This window comes from Arthrobacter sp. PM3 (assembly GCF_003352915.1).
Classification (GTDB): Bacteria; Actinomycetota; Actinomycetes; order Actinomycetales; family Micrococcaceae; genus Arthrobacter.
The window spans coordinates 3,236,088-3,252,113 of sequence record NZ_CP022314.1 but is presented as its reverse complement, the minus strand read 5'-3'; the positions used below and the strand labels follow the sequence as shown (position 1 = coordinate 3,252,113).

The following is a 16,026-nucleotide window of genomic DNA, read 5'->3' as shown; positions in this document are numbered from 1 at the left end:
AAGCAGCGTGGCACCGCCGGAGGGCGGTGCCACGCTGAAAGCTGAACGGTTTACTTGAGGAAGTCGGGGACGTCCAGGTCGTCGGAGTGGCGGCCGGACAGGTCCGGCTCCACCACGGCCGGCAGGTCGACGTCGAAGCCTGAGTCAGCCGGTACCGCGGCGGGACGCTGCTGGCCCCAGCTGCCGTAACCGGAGGCGCCGACCGTGGCATGCAGCGGCTGGACCGACGCGGAGGCCGGTGCCTGCGCCGGGGCGGGGGCTGCGGGGCGCGCCGGGGCGGCCGGCAGGGACTGGTCCATGGACGGCGAGGTGGCCTTGACGTCGTCGAAGCCGGCGGCGATGACGGTGACACGGGCCTCGTCGCCGAGGGCGTCGTCGATCACGGCGCCGAAGATGATGTTGGCCTCCGGGTGGGCGACTTCCTGGACCAGGCGGGCGGCCTCGTTGATTTCGAAGAGGCCCAGGTCAGAGCCGCCCTGGATGGAGAGCAGCACGCCGTGCGCGCCGTCGATCGAAGCTTCGAGCAGCGGGGAGGCGATGGCGAGCTCGGCGGCCTTGACGGCGCGGTCCTCGCCGCGGGCCGAACCAATGCCCATGAGCGCGGACCCTGCGCCCTGCATGACGGACTTGACGTCGGCGAAGTCGAGGTTGATCAGGCCGGGCGTCGTGATGAGGTCCGTGATGCCCTGGACACCGGAGAGCAGGACCTGGTCGGCGGAGCGGAAGGCGTCCAGGACCGAGACGTTGCGGTCGCTGATGGACAGCAGGCGGTCGTTCGGGATCACGATCAGGGTGTCGACTTCGTCGCGCAACGCATCGATGCCGGCTTCGGCGGAGCCGGCACGGCGGCGGCCCTCGAAGGTGAACGGACGGGTGACAACACCGATGGTCAGGGCGCCGAGGGAGCGGGCGATCCGGGCCACGACGGGCGCTCCGCCGGTGCCGGTGCCGCCGCCTTCGCCGGCAGTAACGAAGACCATGTCGGCGCCGCGAAGGACTTCCTCGATCTCATCGGCGTGGTCCTCCGCGGCCTGGCGGCCGACCTCAGGGTTCGCGCCAGCTCCGAGTCCGCGGGTCAGCTCACGCCCGACGTCGAGCTTGACGTCGGCATCGCTCATCAGCAGCGCCTGCGCATCGGTATTGATGGCGATGAATTCGACGCCGCGAAGACCGACCTCGATCATGCGGTTGACTGCGTTCACGCCACCGCCGCCGATGCCGACGACCTTGATGACGGCCAAGTAATTCTGCGGAGCTGCCACGTTACGTGTCCCTTGTTCGTGTACTAATGCGAAATCTGATCGAGCCGTGCTTGAAGCCTAGAACCTTAACCTTCGACTTGAAGGTTATAGTTATGTCAACTAACTCATGTCTGTGACGGTATTTCCTCTGCCGGGGACATTCAATAACATCCCCCGCGTGTCGCGCGAATACCGGGGAAATACCGGCTTCATGTTGCCCTGCCGGGCGTCGTTCTGCAGGATGCGGCGACTGATGCCCGGCTAGCGCGTCACGGGGTGCCGCGGCACGCTGACATCGAAAACCCTGACCGGGTTCTTGGGATCGGCCGGGACCTTCAGGAGGGCCGACAGGACCCGCGCCTTCAGCTCCTTCTCCCCCGCGTTTCCCCACACAATACTCTGCCCGTCGACGAGTTTGAGCTCGACGGCGTCGGCGGAGGCGGCCGAGGCGTTGGAGAGCCGTGCGAGCACATCGGCCGGGAGCGCCCCGAGCACCGCGGTGATGGCCTGGAACAGGTCTTTGGGGAGAGTCCCGCTGCCGCCGTCGATCACCGGCAGCGCCACCGAGGCGGCATCCTTGGTGGTGCTGAGCTGGACGCCGTCGACGTCCACCAGCTGGTACGTGTCGCCCTGCTTGACCAGCGCCACGGGGACGCGTTCGGTGACGCGCACCTGCAGGGTGGACGGCGGCAGCGCTTTCACGCTGGCGTCCTTGATCTGGACGAGCGGCTTGAGCAGCGTGGTGACCTCGCCCTCGCTGATCTGCGGCAGGGGTTTTCCTTGCAGCGGGGCGAGGGCGGCCTGGACCTGGTCCGCGCCTACGAGCTTGGTGCCCTCCACGGTGACCGTGCGCAGCGCGAGCACGGGTGAATACACGGCGGCTGCGACAATCGCCGCCATGAGCACGGCAACAATGCCGGCCGTGCCGAGCAGGATGCGTTTGCGGCGCCTGCCTTTGGGCTCCGGAAACGCCAGCACCTTGCCGGTTGGAGTATCGGGCCGGCCCGGCGGGGTCCGGCCCCCGCCGGCTGCCGCGTCCCCGGGGTTCTTGGAGGCCGAGATCACGTCCGTGCCGGTCCCGCCGGAGCGCGCGTTGCCGTTGTTGGACGCGTTGGCGGGTTTGGGGGCGCCTGTTCCGCTCCGGTACGTGGGGCGCCTGGTGCTAGCCACCGGCGGCCTCTGCGTTCAGCGCCTCAGCGTTCAGGGCCTCGACGATCCGCGGCCCGTAGGCGGTGACGTCGCCGGCGCCGGCGGTGAGCACGATATCGCCCGGTCCGGCGGCCGCCAGCACCGCGTTCACGGCTTCCGCATCCGGGCCGACGAGCCGGCCGCCGGCGCCCAGGTGTTCGGCGATCAGGCCGCTGGTGACACCGGGTATGGGATCTTCCCGGGCCGGATAGATGTCCAGGACCAGGGCGGTGTCGGCCGTGTTGAGCGCTTCGGCGAACTCGCGGGCGAATTCGCGGGTCCGGGAAAACAGGTGGGGCTGGAAGAGCACGTGCACTTTGTGCTCCCCGGCCACGGACCGGGCGGCGGACAGGGCGGCCCGGACTTCCGTGGGGTGGTGGGCGTAGTCGTCGTAGACCCGGACGCCGTGTCCTTCGCCCTTGAATTCGAAGCGGCGGGAGGCACCGGAGAAGTGGGCCAGGGCGGCGGCGGCCGTTTCCGGTCCAACCCCGAGTTCGGTCGCCACCGCGAACGCTGCGGCAGCGTTGAGCGCATTGTGCCGCCCCGGGACCTGGAGTTCGACGTCGAACGTGCCCGCCGCCGTCGAGAACGCGACCCTGCCGTCCCCGGCGTCCTGCAGCCGGACGTCGGCGTCCGGCGCCGTCCCGTAGAGGACCACCCGGGTGTTCCCGCGGGCCAGGGTGCGCCCGGCGAGGTCCCTCGCGCCGGGGTCGTCCCCGCAGGCCGCCAGGACGCCGTCGGCCGGGAGCAGGGCCGTGAAGCTGTCGAAGGAGGCGTACACGGCGTCGGCGGTGCCGTAGAAGTCCAAGTGGTCCGGCTCGACATTGGTGACCACGGCGATCGCGGGGCGGTAGTTCAGGAAGGAGCCGTCCGACTCGTCCGCCTCGGCCACGAAGATCCCGGAGGCCCCGTTGGCGGCGTTGACGCCGAGCGCCGGGACGTTGGCGCCGATGGCGAAGGACGGGTCCAGCCCGGCGCCCTGCAGCAGCACGGTGATCATGGAGGTGGTGGTGGACTTGCCGTGGGTTCCGGCGACGGCCACTACGGTGTCGTCCGCCATGGTGGCGGCCAGGGCTTCGGAGCGGTGCAGCACCGGCAGCCCGGCGGCGCGTGCTGCCGCGAGCTCGGGGTTGTCCGGCCGGATCGCCGAGCCTGCAACCACTGTCTGGGCGTCGCCGAGGTTGCGGGGCCCATAGCCCACGGCGATCCGCGCGCCGGCGGCCGCGAGGTCCGCCATGACGGGCAGCGACTTCGCGTCGGAACCGCTCACCGGGACGCCGCGGGCCACCATGATGCGGGCGACGGCGGACATGCCCACGCCGCCGATGCCGATGAAGTGGACGCGGCCCAGGGATGCCAGGGAAGGTACGTCGTGTGAAGGCTGGGTCATGGCGTTACTGCTTCCTGCCGTGCTGTGTTGGGCGCTGCTGTGTTGGGCGCTGCTGGTGTGAAGACGCGACGTCGAAGATGAGATCGGCCATGCGCCGGTCCGCGTTCCGGATGCCGAGGTGTTCGGAGTTCGCCGCCATCCGGGCCAGCCTGTCCTTGTCCTGCAGCAGGGGGATGATGTTGGCGCGGATCCAGTCGGCGGAGAAGGCTTTGTCGGCCACGATCAGGGCGCCGCCGGCGGCGACGAGGCCTGCGGCGTTCAGCGCCTGCTCACCGTTGCCGATGGGCAGTGGCACGAAGACGGCGGGTACGCCAACCGCGGCCACCTCGCAGACCGTGGCGGCGCCGGCGCGGGCCAGCAGCAGGTCCGCCGCGGCGTACACGGTCTCCATGCCGTCGACATATTCCACCTGCCGGTACCCGGGGGCGGCGAGCGGCTTGCCGTCGGCGCCGTGCACGGCTTTTCCGCGGCCGGTGATGTGCAGGGTCTGCACGCCGGCCGCCGCCAGGTCCCCGACCGCCGCGGCGAGCGACCGGTTGATGCTCTGGGCGCCCGAGGACCCGCCTGTGACGATCAGGGTCGGCTTGTCCGGCTCCAGGCCCAAGGCCCGCCGCGCCCCGGTCCGGGCGGCGGACCGGTCCAGACCGGAGATCTCGGGGCGCATCGGCATGCCCACGTGCCGGGACTCGCCAAGCCTGGTCGCGGCGAAAGCGACGGCCACGTGGCCGCCAAGGCCGGCGCCGACCCGGTTGGCCAGGCCGGGCCGCGTGTTGGCCTCGTGGACCACGATAGGGATCTTCCGGCGCCGGGCAGCAAGATACATCGGGGTGCAGACATAGCCGCCGACTCCCACCAGGACGTCGGCGCCGGCCTCATCGAGGATGGAACCGGCCTGCTTCACCGCGCCGGCCATCCGGCCCGGAAGCCGGAAAAGGTCCGCGGACGGCTTGCGCGGCAGCGGGACCCGGCTGATGGTGGCCAGTTCCAGCCCGGCGGCGGGGACCAGCCGGGTTTCCATCCCGCCCGGCGTGCCGACGGCCAGGAGCCGGGTCCCGGGGCGTGACTTCTCCAGGGCGCCGGCGATGGCCAGCAGGGGGCTGATGTGGCCGGCGGTTCCGCCGCCGGCAAGGACCACGGACAAAGGCGACTCGGTATTCATGAAGGGCTGTTTACGCTTTCGTGCGGGTCTTGGGGGCAGGGTTCTTGGGTGCGGAACTCCGGGGCGTGGATTTCTTCGGCGCAGGCTTCGCAGGGCTCCCGGTGGAGCCCCTGCTGGTGCTCGTGGTTGCGGCCTTTGTGGCGGCGCGGCCGGCGCGGGCGCTGCGTACCGAATTGGCGAAGGCGGCCGGCCCGAACTTGAGCATCTTCTTCGGCTGCATCCCCGGGGCCATCTGGGCCCGGGCGAGGGACAGCACCACGCCGATCGCGCAGAGCGACATCAGCAGGGCCGAGCCGCCGTAGGAGATGAAGGGCAGCGGGACGCCGATCACCGGCGCCAGCCCGGTGACCACGGCCATGTTGACGCTGGCCTGGCCCAGGAGCCACACCATGATGGTGCCGGCCAGGACGCGGTGGAAGACGTCCTGCTGGGCGACGACGACACGGTAGATCGCGGCGCCGAGGATGGCGAACAGGACCAGGACGACGAGCGTGCCGACCAGGCCGAGCTCCTCGCCGATGATCGCGAAGATGAAGTCGTTGTGGGCTTCGGGGATCCAGCTGTACTTCTGCCGGCTCTGCCCGAGGCCGACGCCGAACCAGCCGCCCGAGGCGAGCCCGTACAGGCCGTTGGTGGACTGGTAGTTCAGGTCGGAGCCGTCGGCACAGGTCTGGCCGGTCCACGACAGAATGCGGCACATGCGGTTCGGGTTGGTGACGGCGAGGATCGTGGTGCCCACGGCCAGGAACGCGCCGGCGATGCCGAAGAGGTACAGCCGGACGCCGGCGAAGAACAGGGCGGCCGCCACGATGATCATCACGATCATCGCCGTGCCGAGGTCGTTCCCGGCGAGGATGAGCCCCAGGACGATCATCGCGCCCGGGAGCACGACCGGAACCAGCGCATGGCGCCACTCGTGCAGGAGCTTGGCCTTGCGGTCCAGCACCGTGGCCATCCACAGGGCCAGGGCAAGCTTGGCGGCTTCGGAGGGCTGGAAGGTGAACGGGCCGACGTCGATCCAGTTCTGGTTGCCGAGCGCGCTGCGCCCGACCAGGAGGACCAGGCCCAGCAGCGCGATGGCAAGGGCGATCACCGGCCAGGCGATGCGCCGCATCCAGACGACGTTGACGCGAGAGAGGACAAACATGGCGAACAGCCCGATCGCGGCGAATCCGCCCTGCTTGAGGGCCGCCGAGTAGGGCGACTCCCCCGCCGCGATGGCCTCGACGCTGGAGGCCGAGAGCACCATCATGATGCCGATTGCCGTCAGGGCCAGGGTGGAGCCGAGGATCAGGTAGTAGGTGGATCCGTTGCGGGACTTGCCCGTACCCTCCAGCGCTGCCCAGAATCCGCGGTACCAGCCGCGCACCCTCGCCGCGGGAGTGACGGGCCGCCGCCCGGCCGGCGACGGCGCCGCGGCAGGCGCCGGGCGGGTGCTGCCCCCGGCGGCGGAACCGCCGGCGGTGCGTGCCGCCGTCGTACGTGTGGGCGTGCTGACCATTGTTACTCCTCGCCGGTCTGAGCCTGCCCTTCCACGAGCTCGCGGACAGCTTCGATGAAGGCATCGCCACGGTGAGCATAGGAAGAGAACTGATCCATGGAAGCAGCCGCCGGCGCCAGCAGCACAGTGTCACCGGAGGCGGCCAGCTGCGCCGCCGAGGCAACGGCCCGGGCCATCACAGTCTCGCTGAAAATCGGCGAGGGGCCTGCGTCGGCTTTGGCCGTTCCGGCAGTCTGCACGTCTTCAGTCTCGCCCTTTGTCGCCCCGATCACGGGGACATCGGGCGCGTGTCGCTTCAGGGCTGACTGCAGATCGCTGGAGTCGGCGCCGATCAGGACCACGGCCTTGAGCCGGCCGGCGTGTTCCTGGATCAGGGAGTCGTAGTTGACGCCCTTGGACAGGCCGCCGGCGATCCACACGACGTGCTGGAAAGCGGAGAGCGAGGCAGCGGCCGCGTGCGGGTTGGTGGCTTTGGAGTCGTTGATCCACAGCACTCCCTCATGCCGGGCCACGAGCTGGATCCGGTGGTCTCCCGGCAGGTAGTTCAGCAGGCCCTCACGGACCGCCCGCGGCTCCACCCCATACGCCCGGACCAGGGCGGCCGCGGCGAGGGCGTTGGCCACCATATGGCGGGGAGCCACCGGCCCGAGGTCAGCGATCGACGCGAGCTCGGCGGCGCTGTCCTTGCGTTCGGCGATGAACGCACGGTCCACCAGGAGTCCCTCCACGACGCCGAGCATGCTGATGGCCGGGGTCACCGTGGTGAAGCCTACGGCCCGGCAGCCTTCAATAACGTCGGCGTCCTCGACCATGCGTTCGGTCTCGATCTGCTCGGCGTTGTAGATGCACGCCTTCTGCGTGTTCTCGTAGACCTTGGCCTTGTCGGCGAGGTAGGAGGCGTAGGAGCCGTGCCAGTCCACGTGGTCTTCGGCGACGTTCAGGCACACGCTGGCCACCGGTGACACCGAGTGGCTCCAGTGGAGCTGGAAGCTGGACAGTTCGACGGCGAAGACGTCGTAGTCCACCGGGTCGCGGAGGGCATCCAGGATGGGGGTGCCGACGTTGCCGACCGCGATCGCCTTGAGGCCGGCGGCCTGGAGCATGGATTCGGTCAGGCCCACCGTCGTCGTCTTGCCGTTGGTGCCGGTAATGGTCAGCCAGTCGGCGGTCTTGCGGCCTTGCCGTTCGCGGAGCCGCCAGGCGAGTTCGACGTCGCCCCACACCGGAATGTGCGCGCGCGCCGCCGCGGCGAGCAGGGCCTGGTCCGGGCGCCAGCCCGGCGACGTGACCACCAGGTCCGGCTTTTGTCCGTCGATCTTCGGAACGGTTTCCACGGCCTCTTCACCCAGCAGGACGTCGACCGCGCCAACGATCCTCAGGGTGTCGGCCTGGGCCAGCGCTTTGTCGCTCGTGGCGGCGTCAACCACCACCACCCGGGCGCCGAGCTCGATCAGGGTGTCCGCGGCGGCGAACCCGGAGACGCCGATGCCGGTGACCACCACGCGCAGTCCGGCCCAGTCGGAGTCCCACGTGGTGAGCTCCTGCAGTCGGGGCGAGGTGGTCAGCGGGACGGGGATCGGACCGGTCACAGGAGCACCACCCATTCGGCGTAGAAGATCCCGAGGCCCGCGGCGACAAACAGGCCGGCCAGGATCCAGAAGCGGACCACCACGGTGACTTCGGCCCAGCCCTTGAGTTCAAAGTGGTGCTGCAGCGGCGCCATCTTGAAGAAGCGCTTGCCCTTGGTGAGTTTGAAGTAGCCCACCTGGATGATGACGGAGAGCGTGATGATGACAAAGAGGCCGCCGATGAAGGCCAGCAGCAGCTCGGTCCGGGACAGGATGGCGAAGGCCGCAACGGCACCGCCGATCGCCAGGGACCCGGTGTCCCCCATGAAGATCTTGGCGGGTGAGGTGTTCCACCAGAGGAACCCGACCATGGCCGCGCTGAGGATGGCTGCCAGGAGGGCCAGGTCCATGGGGTCGCGCACCGAATAGCAGCCGCCGCCGGCCTGCCGCGGGGAGCCGCAGGCCTGGTTGCTCTGCCAGATGCCCATGAGCGTGTAAGCCCCGAACACCATCACGGAGGCGCCGGCGGCCAGGCCGTCGAGCCCGTCCGTGAGGTTCACGCCGTTGGTCGCAGCGGTGACGATCAGGTTGGACCACACGACAAACAGGATGGCGCCAAGCACGGTGCCGGCGAACGCCAGGTTCAGCCACGGGATATCGCGCACCAGCGAGATCTGCGTGGACGCCGGGGTGAGCCCGGAAGCGTTGGGGAAGTTCAGCGCCAGCACGGCGAAAATGATGCCGACAGCGGCCTGGAGGATCAGTTTCCACTTGGCGTTTAGCCCCAGGCTGCGCTGCTTGGTGATCTTGATGAAGTCATCCAGGAATCCCACCAGCCCCATGCCCACCATGAGGAACAGCAGGAGCAGTCCGGAGGCGCTGGGACCCGGGGAGTTCGGGTTCATCATCCACATGAACAGGTGCGTGAGCCCGTACGCGACGAGGACTGCCACGACCACGACCGTGCCGCCCATGGTGGGTGTACCGCGTTTGGTGTGGTGGGAGGTCGGTCCGTCGTCCCGGATGAACTGGCCATAGCCCCTGCGGACCAGGAAGCGGATGAACAGCGGGGTGCCCGCGAACGCGAGGAGCAGCGCCATGCCGGCGCCCATCAGCAGTGCAATCACAGCTGCGCACTCCCTTCGGTAGCGATGGCGTCGGGTCCCTCGGCAGGTCGCTCGGGAGAGTTCTCGGGGGCTTGTGGGGGTAATGCTATCCGATCCCCCAGGCGGCTGAGCCCGATACCGTTCGAGGACTTGAACAAGACAAGGTCTCCGGGCCGGAGCTGGGCCTGGAGGAGCTCATAGGCCTCGTCCGCCGTCTCGGCGAACACGCATTCGTCTCCCCACGAGCCTTCATTGACGGCGGAGACATACAGGGAGCGTGCTTCCCGGCCTACCACCACAAGGCGGGAGATGTTGAGCCGCACCACCTGGGTGCCCACGGCCATGTGTTCCCGGATGGAATCGGGGCCGAGCTCCAGCATGGCCCCGAGGACCGCCCAGGTGCGGCGGCCGCGGCCGAGTTCGGCAAGGGTCCGCAGCGCCGCGCGCATGGACTCCGGGTTGGCGTTGTAGGCATCGTTGATGACGGTCACGCCGTCGGGGCGTTCCGTGCGTTCCATGCGCCAGCGGCTCGCGGCGCCCTGGGCGCTCAGCGAAGTGGCGATCTGCGCGGCCGGGATCCCGGCGGCGTGGGCCGCAGCCGCGGCAGCGAGGAGGTTGGTGACGTGGTGGGCGCCGATCAGTTTGGCGCTGATGTGAGACCCGCTGCCGGTCGGCAGGAAGAGGTCAAATTCGGGATGGCCTGCGGCGTTCAGTTCCACGTTGTCGGCGCGGACGATGTCCGCGGGGGCGCCGGCGGTACGTGCCGTGAAGCCGAGAACGCGCGCCCGGGTCCGGGCGGCCATCGCGGCTACGCGGGGGTCATCCAGGTTCAGGACGGCGGTGCCATCCGCCGGGAGCGCCTCGACGAGTTCGCCCTTGGCGACTGCGATGTTGTCGATCCCGCCGAATTCTCCGGCGTGGGCCGAGCCGACGCCGAGGACGACGCCGATCTCCGGCCGGACCATGTCGGCAAGGTACGCGATGTGCCCGATCCCCGTGGCACCCATTTCGATCACGAGGTAGCGGGTGTCCGCATCGGCTTTGAAGACGGTGAGCGGGACGCCTACCTCTCCGTTGTAGGACCCCTGCGGGGCTACGGTGGCGCCGTCGGCCGCGGATGCGGCGAAGATTCCGGCCAGCAGGTCCTTCGTGGTGGTCTTGCCGGCCGAGCCGGTGATGCCGATGACGGTGAACTCGGCGCCGGCCGCGGCCCGGCGGGCACGGATCCGGCGCACCGCTTCGGCGGCGAGTGCGCCCATGGCAAGGACGGCGTCCTCGACGACGACAGCCGGGTACGCCGCTCCGGCGGCGTCGGCGACGTCGCGTTCCACGAGCGCCAGGACGGCGCCACGGTCAAACGCGCCGCCGACGAAGTCGTGTCCGTCGGCGGTCTCTCCCGGTTTGGCCACATAGAGGGAACCCGCCGTGGCTTCGCGGGAGTCGGTCACCACGGATTGCGGGGTGATACCCGGTTCCGCGGCCAGCCGGCCGTTGGTTATGTCGGCGATTTCCGCCGCTGTAAATGCAATCATCTCGGTTTAGGACTCTATCCGGTGGTCTTCAAGAACGGTGAATCCCCGTGCTGTCAAGGCGTTGCGGAGCTCCACCCGGTCATCCAGAGCCAGGTTGACGCCTTTGACTTCCTGCCACACCTCGTGGCCCCGTCCGGCCACGAGGATGGTATCCCCGGTTTCGGCGAGCTCGACGGCCTTGAGGATGGCAGCATCGCGCGGGAAGACCTCCAGGACCGTGCAGTCCAGGCCCTCGGCCTCCTTGGCAGCCACGGCGCCGGCAAGGACGTCCGCACGGATGGCCGCCGCGTCCTCGTCGTGGGGGTCGTCGTCGCTGACAATCACGGTGTCCGCCAGCCGGGCCGCAATCGCGCCCATGGCAGGGCGCTTGCCCTGGTCGCGCTGCCCGGTGGCGCCGAAGACGACAATCACTTTGGAGCCGGGCTCCGGGGACCGGACGGCTTCGAGGGCGCGTTCCAAGGCATCGGGGTTGTGGGCGAAGTCCACGACGGCCGCGGGGTCCGTGGACACGAGCTGCATCCGGCCGGGCACTGCGACGGTGAACGGGTCCTCGGCGTCGAGGGCGGCCTGCACGGCAGCGGGCTCGTGGCCGCCCGCGAGCACCATCACGGTGGCCAGGGCGGCGTTGGCGACGTTGAAGCTTCCGGGCAGGCCGGTGTGGACGCGCAGTTCGGTGCCGCCGCGGTGCCGGAGGACGAAATCGGTGCCGAGTCCGCGCGGGGTCGTGTGCACGACGCTCCAATCCGCTCCGGTTGCCTCCCCGGCGGGGGCGGCGGGGGCGGCGGTGGCGAGGGTCGTGACGGGGATGCCGGCGGCCGCGGCGAGCTTGCGTCCCCAGTCGTCGTCCACGGTGACGACGGCTGTCCGGGCGTGTTCCGGGGTGAACAGGCGGGCTTTGGTCTGGAAGTACTCTTCCATGGTGCCGTGCAGGTCCAGGTGGTCCTGGGTGAGGTTGGTGAAACCGGCGACGTCGAAGACCACGGCGTCCACGCGGTGGAAGGCCACGGCGTGCGAGGAGACTTCCATTGACGCGGCATCGAGGCCGCGTTCGCGCATGAGGGCGAGCAGGGCGTGTACGTCCGTGGATTCAGGGGTGGTCAGCAGGCTCGGGATCGGCTCGCCGCCGGCGAGGATCTCGATCGTCCCGATCAGGCCGGTGCGCTTGCCGAGCGCCCTCAGCAGGGCGTTGATAAAGTACGTGGTGGTCGTCTTGCCGTTGGTCCCCGTGACCCCGAAGAGGGCGGGGGCACCGGCACCGTCGGGCCGGCTCTGGTAGATCAGTGCGGACAGCCGTCCGACCACGCTGCGGGGCTCGTCGGCGACCAGCACCGGGACGGGGATGTCATTGGAGAGGGCCAACAGGTGTGCCCCGGCGTCGTCGGTGAGCACCGCCACGGCTCCGGCGCCGACCGCCTGGGCCACGAAGTCGGCACCGTGCCGTGAGGCGCCCGGCAGCGCCACATAGAGGTCGCCGGGGTGGACGGCGCGGGAATTAAGGCAGATCCCGGTGACCGGAACGCCGCTGGAAGCCCCGGGCACGACGACGCCGATCGACTCGCCGATGGTGGCCAGTGGCACTGCGGTGACCGCAGTAGGCCGGAAGCCCGGGGTGGAGGCGTGGCCGGACGGCGCGGAAGCGTCGGGGACGGTGGGCTCTGACAAGTCGATCTCCGTTGTCGTGCTAGTGAATCGGGCACTGCGCACGGGGACGTGCTCCGGGCGGCAGGGGCTGCCGGTGGAACGGGGGCGGTTGGTGTGCTGGTTGCTTGGCGTACTGGCTACTTTGCGTACTGCGGCAGCCGGACAGGTTCGCCGGTGGAGGGCTGGACGTTGAACGTGCGCAGCGTCTGGCTCATCACCGAACGGAACACCGGTCCGTTGGTGATTCCGTAGATGCTTCCCTTGGGCCGTTGCAGGACCACCTCCACAATAAACCGCGGATCGTCCATGGGCGCCATTCCCACCATGGAGGCGGTGTAGCCGCAGAAGCCGGACTTGCCGTCGTCGCAGGGTGATTCGGAGGTGCCGGTCTTGGCGCCCACACGGTACCCGTCGATGGCGGCTTCCTTGATCTCGCCTTCGGTCACGGCGCTTTCCAGGATGTCGCGCACCTGTTTGGCGGTCTCCTTGGAGACGACCTGCCGCGGGTCCTTGGCCGGGACCTTCTCCTCGGTTCCGTCCGGGCTGATGTAGCTGTCGATCAGGCGGGGTTGGAGCATCACACCGTCGTTGGCAATGCTCTGGTAGGCGCGGACGGTCTGCAAGGTGGATTGGGCGACGCCCTGGCCGAACAGGACGGTGTATTGCTGGCGCCCGTCCCACTGGTCGGCCGGGGTCAGGATGCCTTTGGACTCCGCCGGAAGGCCGATGTCGGGCGCCTCCCCGATGCCGAACTTCCGCAGCCAGTCATAGCGCTGCTCCTTGCTCAGCCGCTGCCCCACCATAACCGTGCCGGTGTTCATGGAGTAGCCGACGATCCCGGCCAGCGTCCTGTCTTCGGTGCCGTGTTCGAAGGCGTCGCTGAAGGTCTGGCCGTCCACCGTGTAGGTCGGCGGAATGGTGAACGTGTCCAGCGGGCTGGACTTGCCCTCCTGGATGACCGCAGCAGCGGTGATCATCTTCTCCACTGATCCGGGCTCGTAGGCGGCCGTGACGGCGCGCACGCCGCGGTCCTCCGCGGGGACCTTGCCGGGGTCGTTGGGATCCGGGGCGTCGGTGTCCGCCATGGCAATGATGTTGCCGGTCTTGACATCGGAGATCACGATCACGCCCCACTCGGCACCGAGTTTGTCCTTTTGGCTTTGGATCGCCTGCTGGGAGAAGTACTGAAGGTCGGAGTTAAGCGTGAGCTTGATGTCCTTGCCGTTCACCGCCGGAGTCAGCTGGTCCACACCGACGGGGATGCGGAGCCCGTCGGCACCGATTTCGAAGAGGCGCTTGCCCGGGGTGCCCTTAAGGATGTCGTCCTGGGTCTGCTCGAGCCCGGCCAGGCCGGTAGTGCCGTCCTGGAGGAAGCCGACGATCCCGCCGGCCACTGATCCGTTGGGATAGACCCGCTTGCTGGTGCCCTCGGTGACAATGCCGGGGATCTGGAGCTTGGACACCCGGTCCTCGATGTCGGGCTTCACATCCTTCGCCACGATGTAGTAGCGCTGGGTACCCGTGAGGGCCTCGCGGAGGGCGTCACGGTCCATGCCGAGCACGGCGGCGAGTTCGGAGATGCCTTGGTCCCGGGTGACTTTGACCAGTTCGTCCTTGCCATTGACGGTCTGGAGCCGGCGGAACGAATCGGTCTTGGTGTTGACAGTCTGGTCCACCACGACGTTGTAGCGGATCACGCTGCTGGCCAGTACCGTGCCCGAGGAATCGAGGATGCTGCCGCGTTCGGCGGGCAGCTCGATCGGCGTGAGCCGGTTGTTGAGGGCGGCCTCGGCCATGCCCCCGACGTCCAGGCCCTGGACCATGAACAGCTTGCCGCCCACCACCAGCAGAAGGGTCAGCATGATGCCCAGTCCCAGGCGAAGCCGCCGGGTGGCGTTTGGGGCTTTCGCCTTGCTGGCCTTGCCGGTGTTTTGCGCCACGGTGAGTCCTTGCTGCTTGCCTTGCTGGTGGTCAGTGCTCGTTACTGTCCGGGAACCTTCTGTGCGGGGGCCGGAACGGATCCGCCGTGGAGTTCCACGGCCGGAGCTGCCGGCTTGGTGTCAGCAGGCTTCGCGTCGGCAGGCTTCGCGTCGGCGGCCTTGGTGTCGGCCGTCTGGCGCTGGGCGAGCGGTTCATTCTCCGAAGCCCGCGGGATGACGGTGGTCTGCCCGGCCAGGTCCGGGGCGGCGATGACGGCGCCGGGCGCATCGCCCTTGACGGCCGGCTTGGCCTTGCCCGTGACGCTCAACGTGGAGAGGTCGATCTGTCCCTTGGCGACGGACGCCACCATGCCCAGCTCCGTGGCCTTGGCCGCGAGGTTCTGCGGGGCGTCGAAGCTCTGCACCTGCTGGGTGAGGTCCTGGTTCTGCTTGGTCAGCGTGGTCTGCGCGCTGCGGAGCTGAACCAGCTGATACTGCGCCGAGGAGACGGAGATATTCAGGACCAGCACGGCCATCAGGGCGATGGCCAGGAGGCCGAAGCAGAGCACCACGAACGGAGCACGGCGTTTGCGCGGTGCGGAACGGACCAGGGACAGCGGGGTCCGTGACTTGCGTGACTGGTCGTTATCGCGGCGGATGCCGGGCAGGGCGCGGGCGGTGGCGCCCTGAACAACGGGGTAGCTGTTGACGGCGGCGTTGCTCATGCTGTTCTCCTGGCTTTGATGCGTTCGACGGCGCGCAACCGGGCGGAAGCTGCGCGGGGGTTTTCGGCGATTTCAGCGGCGGTGGGCACCTCGGTGCCCTTCGTCAGGGTCTTGAGTTCGGCTTTGTGCTCTTCGAGTTCCACCGGGAAGCCCAGCGGGGCCGAAGACTTCGATCCGGCCTGGAAGAAGCCCTTGACGATCTTGTCCTCCAGCGAGTGGTACGACATGACGACCACCCGGCCGCCCAGGGCGATGGCCCCGATGGCTGCGGGGATGGCGCGCTCCAGGACGTCCAGTTCCTCGTTGACCTCGATCCGAAGCGCCTGGAAGGTGCGCTTCGCCGGGTGCCCGCCGGTCTTGGCGGCGCCGGCCGGCACCACGGAGCGGATCTGCTCGACGAGTTCACCGGTGGTGGTGAAGGGCTTTTCGGCCCGCGCTGCGACGATCCTGTTCGCGATGCGGCCGGCGAATTTCTCCTCGCCCCACTTCCGGATGATCCGGACAAGGTCTTCTTCGCTGTAGGTGTTGACGACGTCCGCGGCAGTCTGGCCGCGGCTGGTGTCCATCCGCATGTCCAGGGGCGCGTCGAAGGAGTAGGCGAACCCGCGGTCCCGCTCGTCCAGCTGCAGTGAGGAGACGCCCAGGTCCATGAGCACGCCGTGGACTTCAGTGAATCCGAGATCCGCGAGGACGTCCGGGATCTCGTCATAAACGGCGTGGACCAGGTCGGTCCGGTCCGCGAACGGCGCCAGCCGCTCCCCCGCCAGGGCCAGTGCCTCCTCGTCGCGGTCGATGCCGATCAGGTGGAGGTCCGGGAAGCGCTGGAGGAGCGCCTCGGAGTGCCCGCCCATGCCGAGCGTGGCGTCGATGACCACGGGGGTCTCGCCGCGGTTCCGGGCGGCGTCGAAGCCGGGGGCCAACAAATTGATGCACCGGTCCTTGAGGACCGGCACATGGCGTTCGGACGTGGGCTTCGCCTGGTCGGGATCCGTCATGCCGTCGTCCTTTCCGTGGCGAGAATGCTGCTGGCGCGTTGCGGGTTGTGGCTCTTAAGCA

At 68.9% G+C, this 16,026-nt stretch carries 12 protein-coding genes; all 12 read right to left on the bottom strand.

Translation table 11 applies throughout. The annotated features are described in order from the left end of the window. Positions 1-50: 50 nt before the first annotated feature. Positions 51-1,262 (bottom strand): cell division protein FtsZ, encoded by a 1,212-nt coding sequence (gene ftsZ, locus CFN17_RS14830; RefSeq protein WP_208748522.1) that lies wholly within the window; start codon positions 1,260-1,262, stop codon positions 51-53. Between the two features lie 240 nt (positions 1,263-1,502). After that, a complete protein-coding gene (locus tag CFN17_RS14825) occupies positions 1,503-2,411 on the bottom strand; it encodes a cell division protein FtsQ/DivIB (RefSeq protein WP_208748521.1) in 909 nt (302 codons plus the stop codon). Beyond that, positions 2,404-3,819, bottom strand: a complete 1,416-nt coding sequence (gene murC, locus CFN17_RS14820; protein WP_208748520.1) for a UDP-N-acetylmuramate--L-alanine ligase — start codon at positions 3,817-3,819, stop codon at positions 2,404-2,406. Before murC ends, CFN17_RS14825 begins: the two co-directional genes overlap by 8 nt. 4 nt (positions 3,820-3,823) lie before the next feature. Then, a complete protein-coding gene (gene murG, locus CFN17_RS14815) occupies positions 3,824-4,978 on the bottom strand; it encodes an undecaprenyldiphospho-muramoylpentapeptide beta-N-acetylglucosaminyltransferase (protein WP_208748519.1) in 1,155 nt (384 codons plus the stop codon). A gap of 10 nt (positions 4,979-4,988) precedes the next feature. Further along, positions 4,989-6,479 (bottom strand): putative lipid II flippase FtsW, encoded by a 1,491-nt coding sequence (ftsW, locus tag CFN17_RS14810; protein ID WP_261792213.1) that lies wholly within the window; start codon positions 6,477-6,479, stop codon positions 4,989-4,991. Between the two features lie 2 nt (positions 6,480-6,481). After that, positions 6,482-8,083 carry a UDP-N-acetylmuramoyl-L-alanine--D-glutamate ligase gene (gene murD, locus CFN17_RS14805; RefSeq protein WP_208748518.1) on the bottom strand — a complete coding sequence of 534 codons (1,602 nt, stop codon included), beginning with the start codon at positions 8,081-8,083 and terminating at the stop codon, positions 6,482-6,484. Beyond that, positions 8,065-9,174 (bottom strand): phospho-N-acetylmuramoyl-pentapeptide-transferase, encoded by a 1,110-nt coding sequence (gene mraY, locus CFN17_RS14800; protein ID WP_208748517.1) that lies wholly within the window; start codon positions 9,172-9,174, stop codon positions 8,065-8,067. Before mraY ends, murD begins: the two co-directional genes overlap by 19 nt. After that, entirely contained in the window at positions 9,171-10,685 is a 1,515-nt protein-coding gene (gene murF, locus CFN17_RS14795) for a UDP-N-acetylmuramoyl-tripeptide--D-alanyl-D-alanine ligase (RefSeq protein ID WP_208748516.1), read from the bottom strand. Before murF ends, mraY begins: the two co-directional genes overlap by 4 nt. Before the next feature lie 6 nt (positions 10,686-10,691). After that, entirely contained in the window at positions 10,692-12,347 is a 1,656-nt protein-coding gene (locus CFN17_RS14790; RefSeq protein ID WP_208748515.1) for a UDP-N-acetylmuramoyl-L-alanyl-D-glutamate--2,6-diaminopimelate ligase, read from the bottom strand. Positions 12,348-12,463: 116 nt separating this feature from the next. After that, positions 12,464-14,266 (bottom strand): penicillin-binding protein 2, encoded by a 1,803-nt coding sequence (locus tag CFN17_RS14785; protein WP_208748514.1) that lies wholly within the window; start codon positions 14,264-14,266, stop codon positions 12,464-12,466. A gap of 41 nt (positions 14,267-14,307) precedes the next feature. Continuing rightward, a complete protein-coding gene (locus CFN17_RS14780) occupies positions 14,308-14,970 on the bottom strand; it encodes a hypothetical protein (protein ID WP_208748513.1) in 663 nt (220 codons plus the stop codon). Then, positions 14,967-15,965, bottom strand: a complete 999-nt coding sequence (rsmH, locus tag CFN17_RS14775; protein ID WP_208748512.1) for a 16S rRNA (cytosine(1402)-N(4))-methyltransferase RsmH — start codon at positions 15,963-15,965, stop codon at positions 14,967-14,969. The genes CFN17_RS14780 and rsmH overlap by 4 nt, the downstream gene beginning before the upstream one ends. Positions 15,966-16,026 lie beyond the last annotated feature (61 nt).

Excerpts from the sequence above, each read along its gene's own strand:
- murC (WP_208748520.1), bottom strand. The coding sequence starts at position 3,819 with ATGACCCAGCCTTCACACGACGTACCTTCCCTGGCATCCCTGGGCCGC.
- murG (WP_208748519.1), bottom strand. The coding sequence starts at position 4,978 with ATGAATACCGAGTCGCCTTTGTCCGTGGTCCTTGCCGGCGGCGGAACC.
- ftsW (WP_261792213.1), bottom strand. The coding sequence starts at position 6,479 with ATGGTCAGCACGCCCACACGTACGACGGCGGCACGCACCGCCGGCGGT.
- murD (WP_208748518.1), bottom strand. The coding sequence starts at position 8,083 with ATGGGTGGTGCTCCTGTGACCGGTCCGATCCCCGTCCCGCTGACCACC.
- murF (WP_208748516.1), bottom strand. The coding sequence starts at position 10,685 with ATGATTGCATTTACAGCGGCGGAAATCGCCGACATAACCAACGGCCGG.
- CFN17_RS14780 (WP_208748513.1), bottom strand. The coding sequence starts at position 14,970 with ATGAGCAACGCCGCCGTCAACAGCTACCCCGTTGTTCAGGGCGCCACC.
- rsmH (WP_208748512.1), bottom strand. The coding sequence starts at position 15,965 with ATGACGGATCCCGACCAGGCGAAGCCCACGTCCGAACGCCATGTGCCG.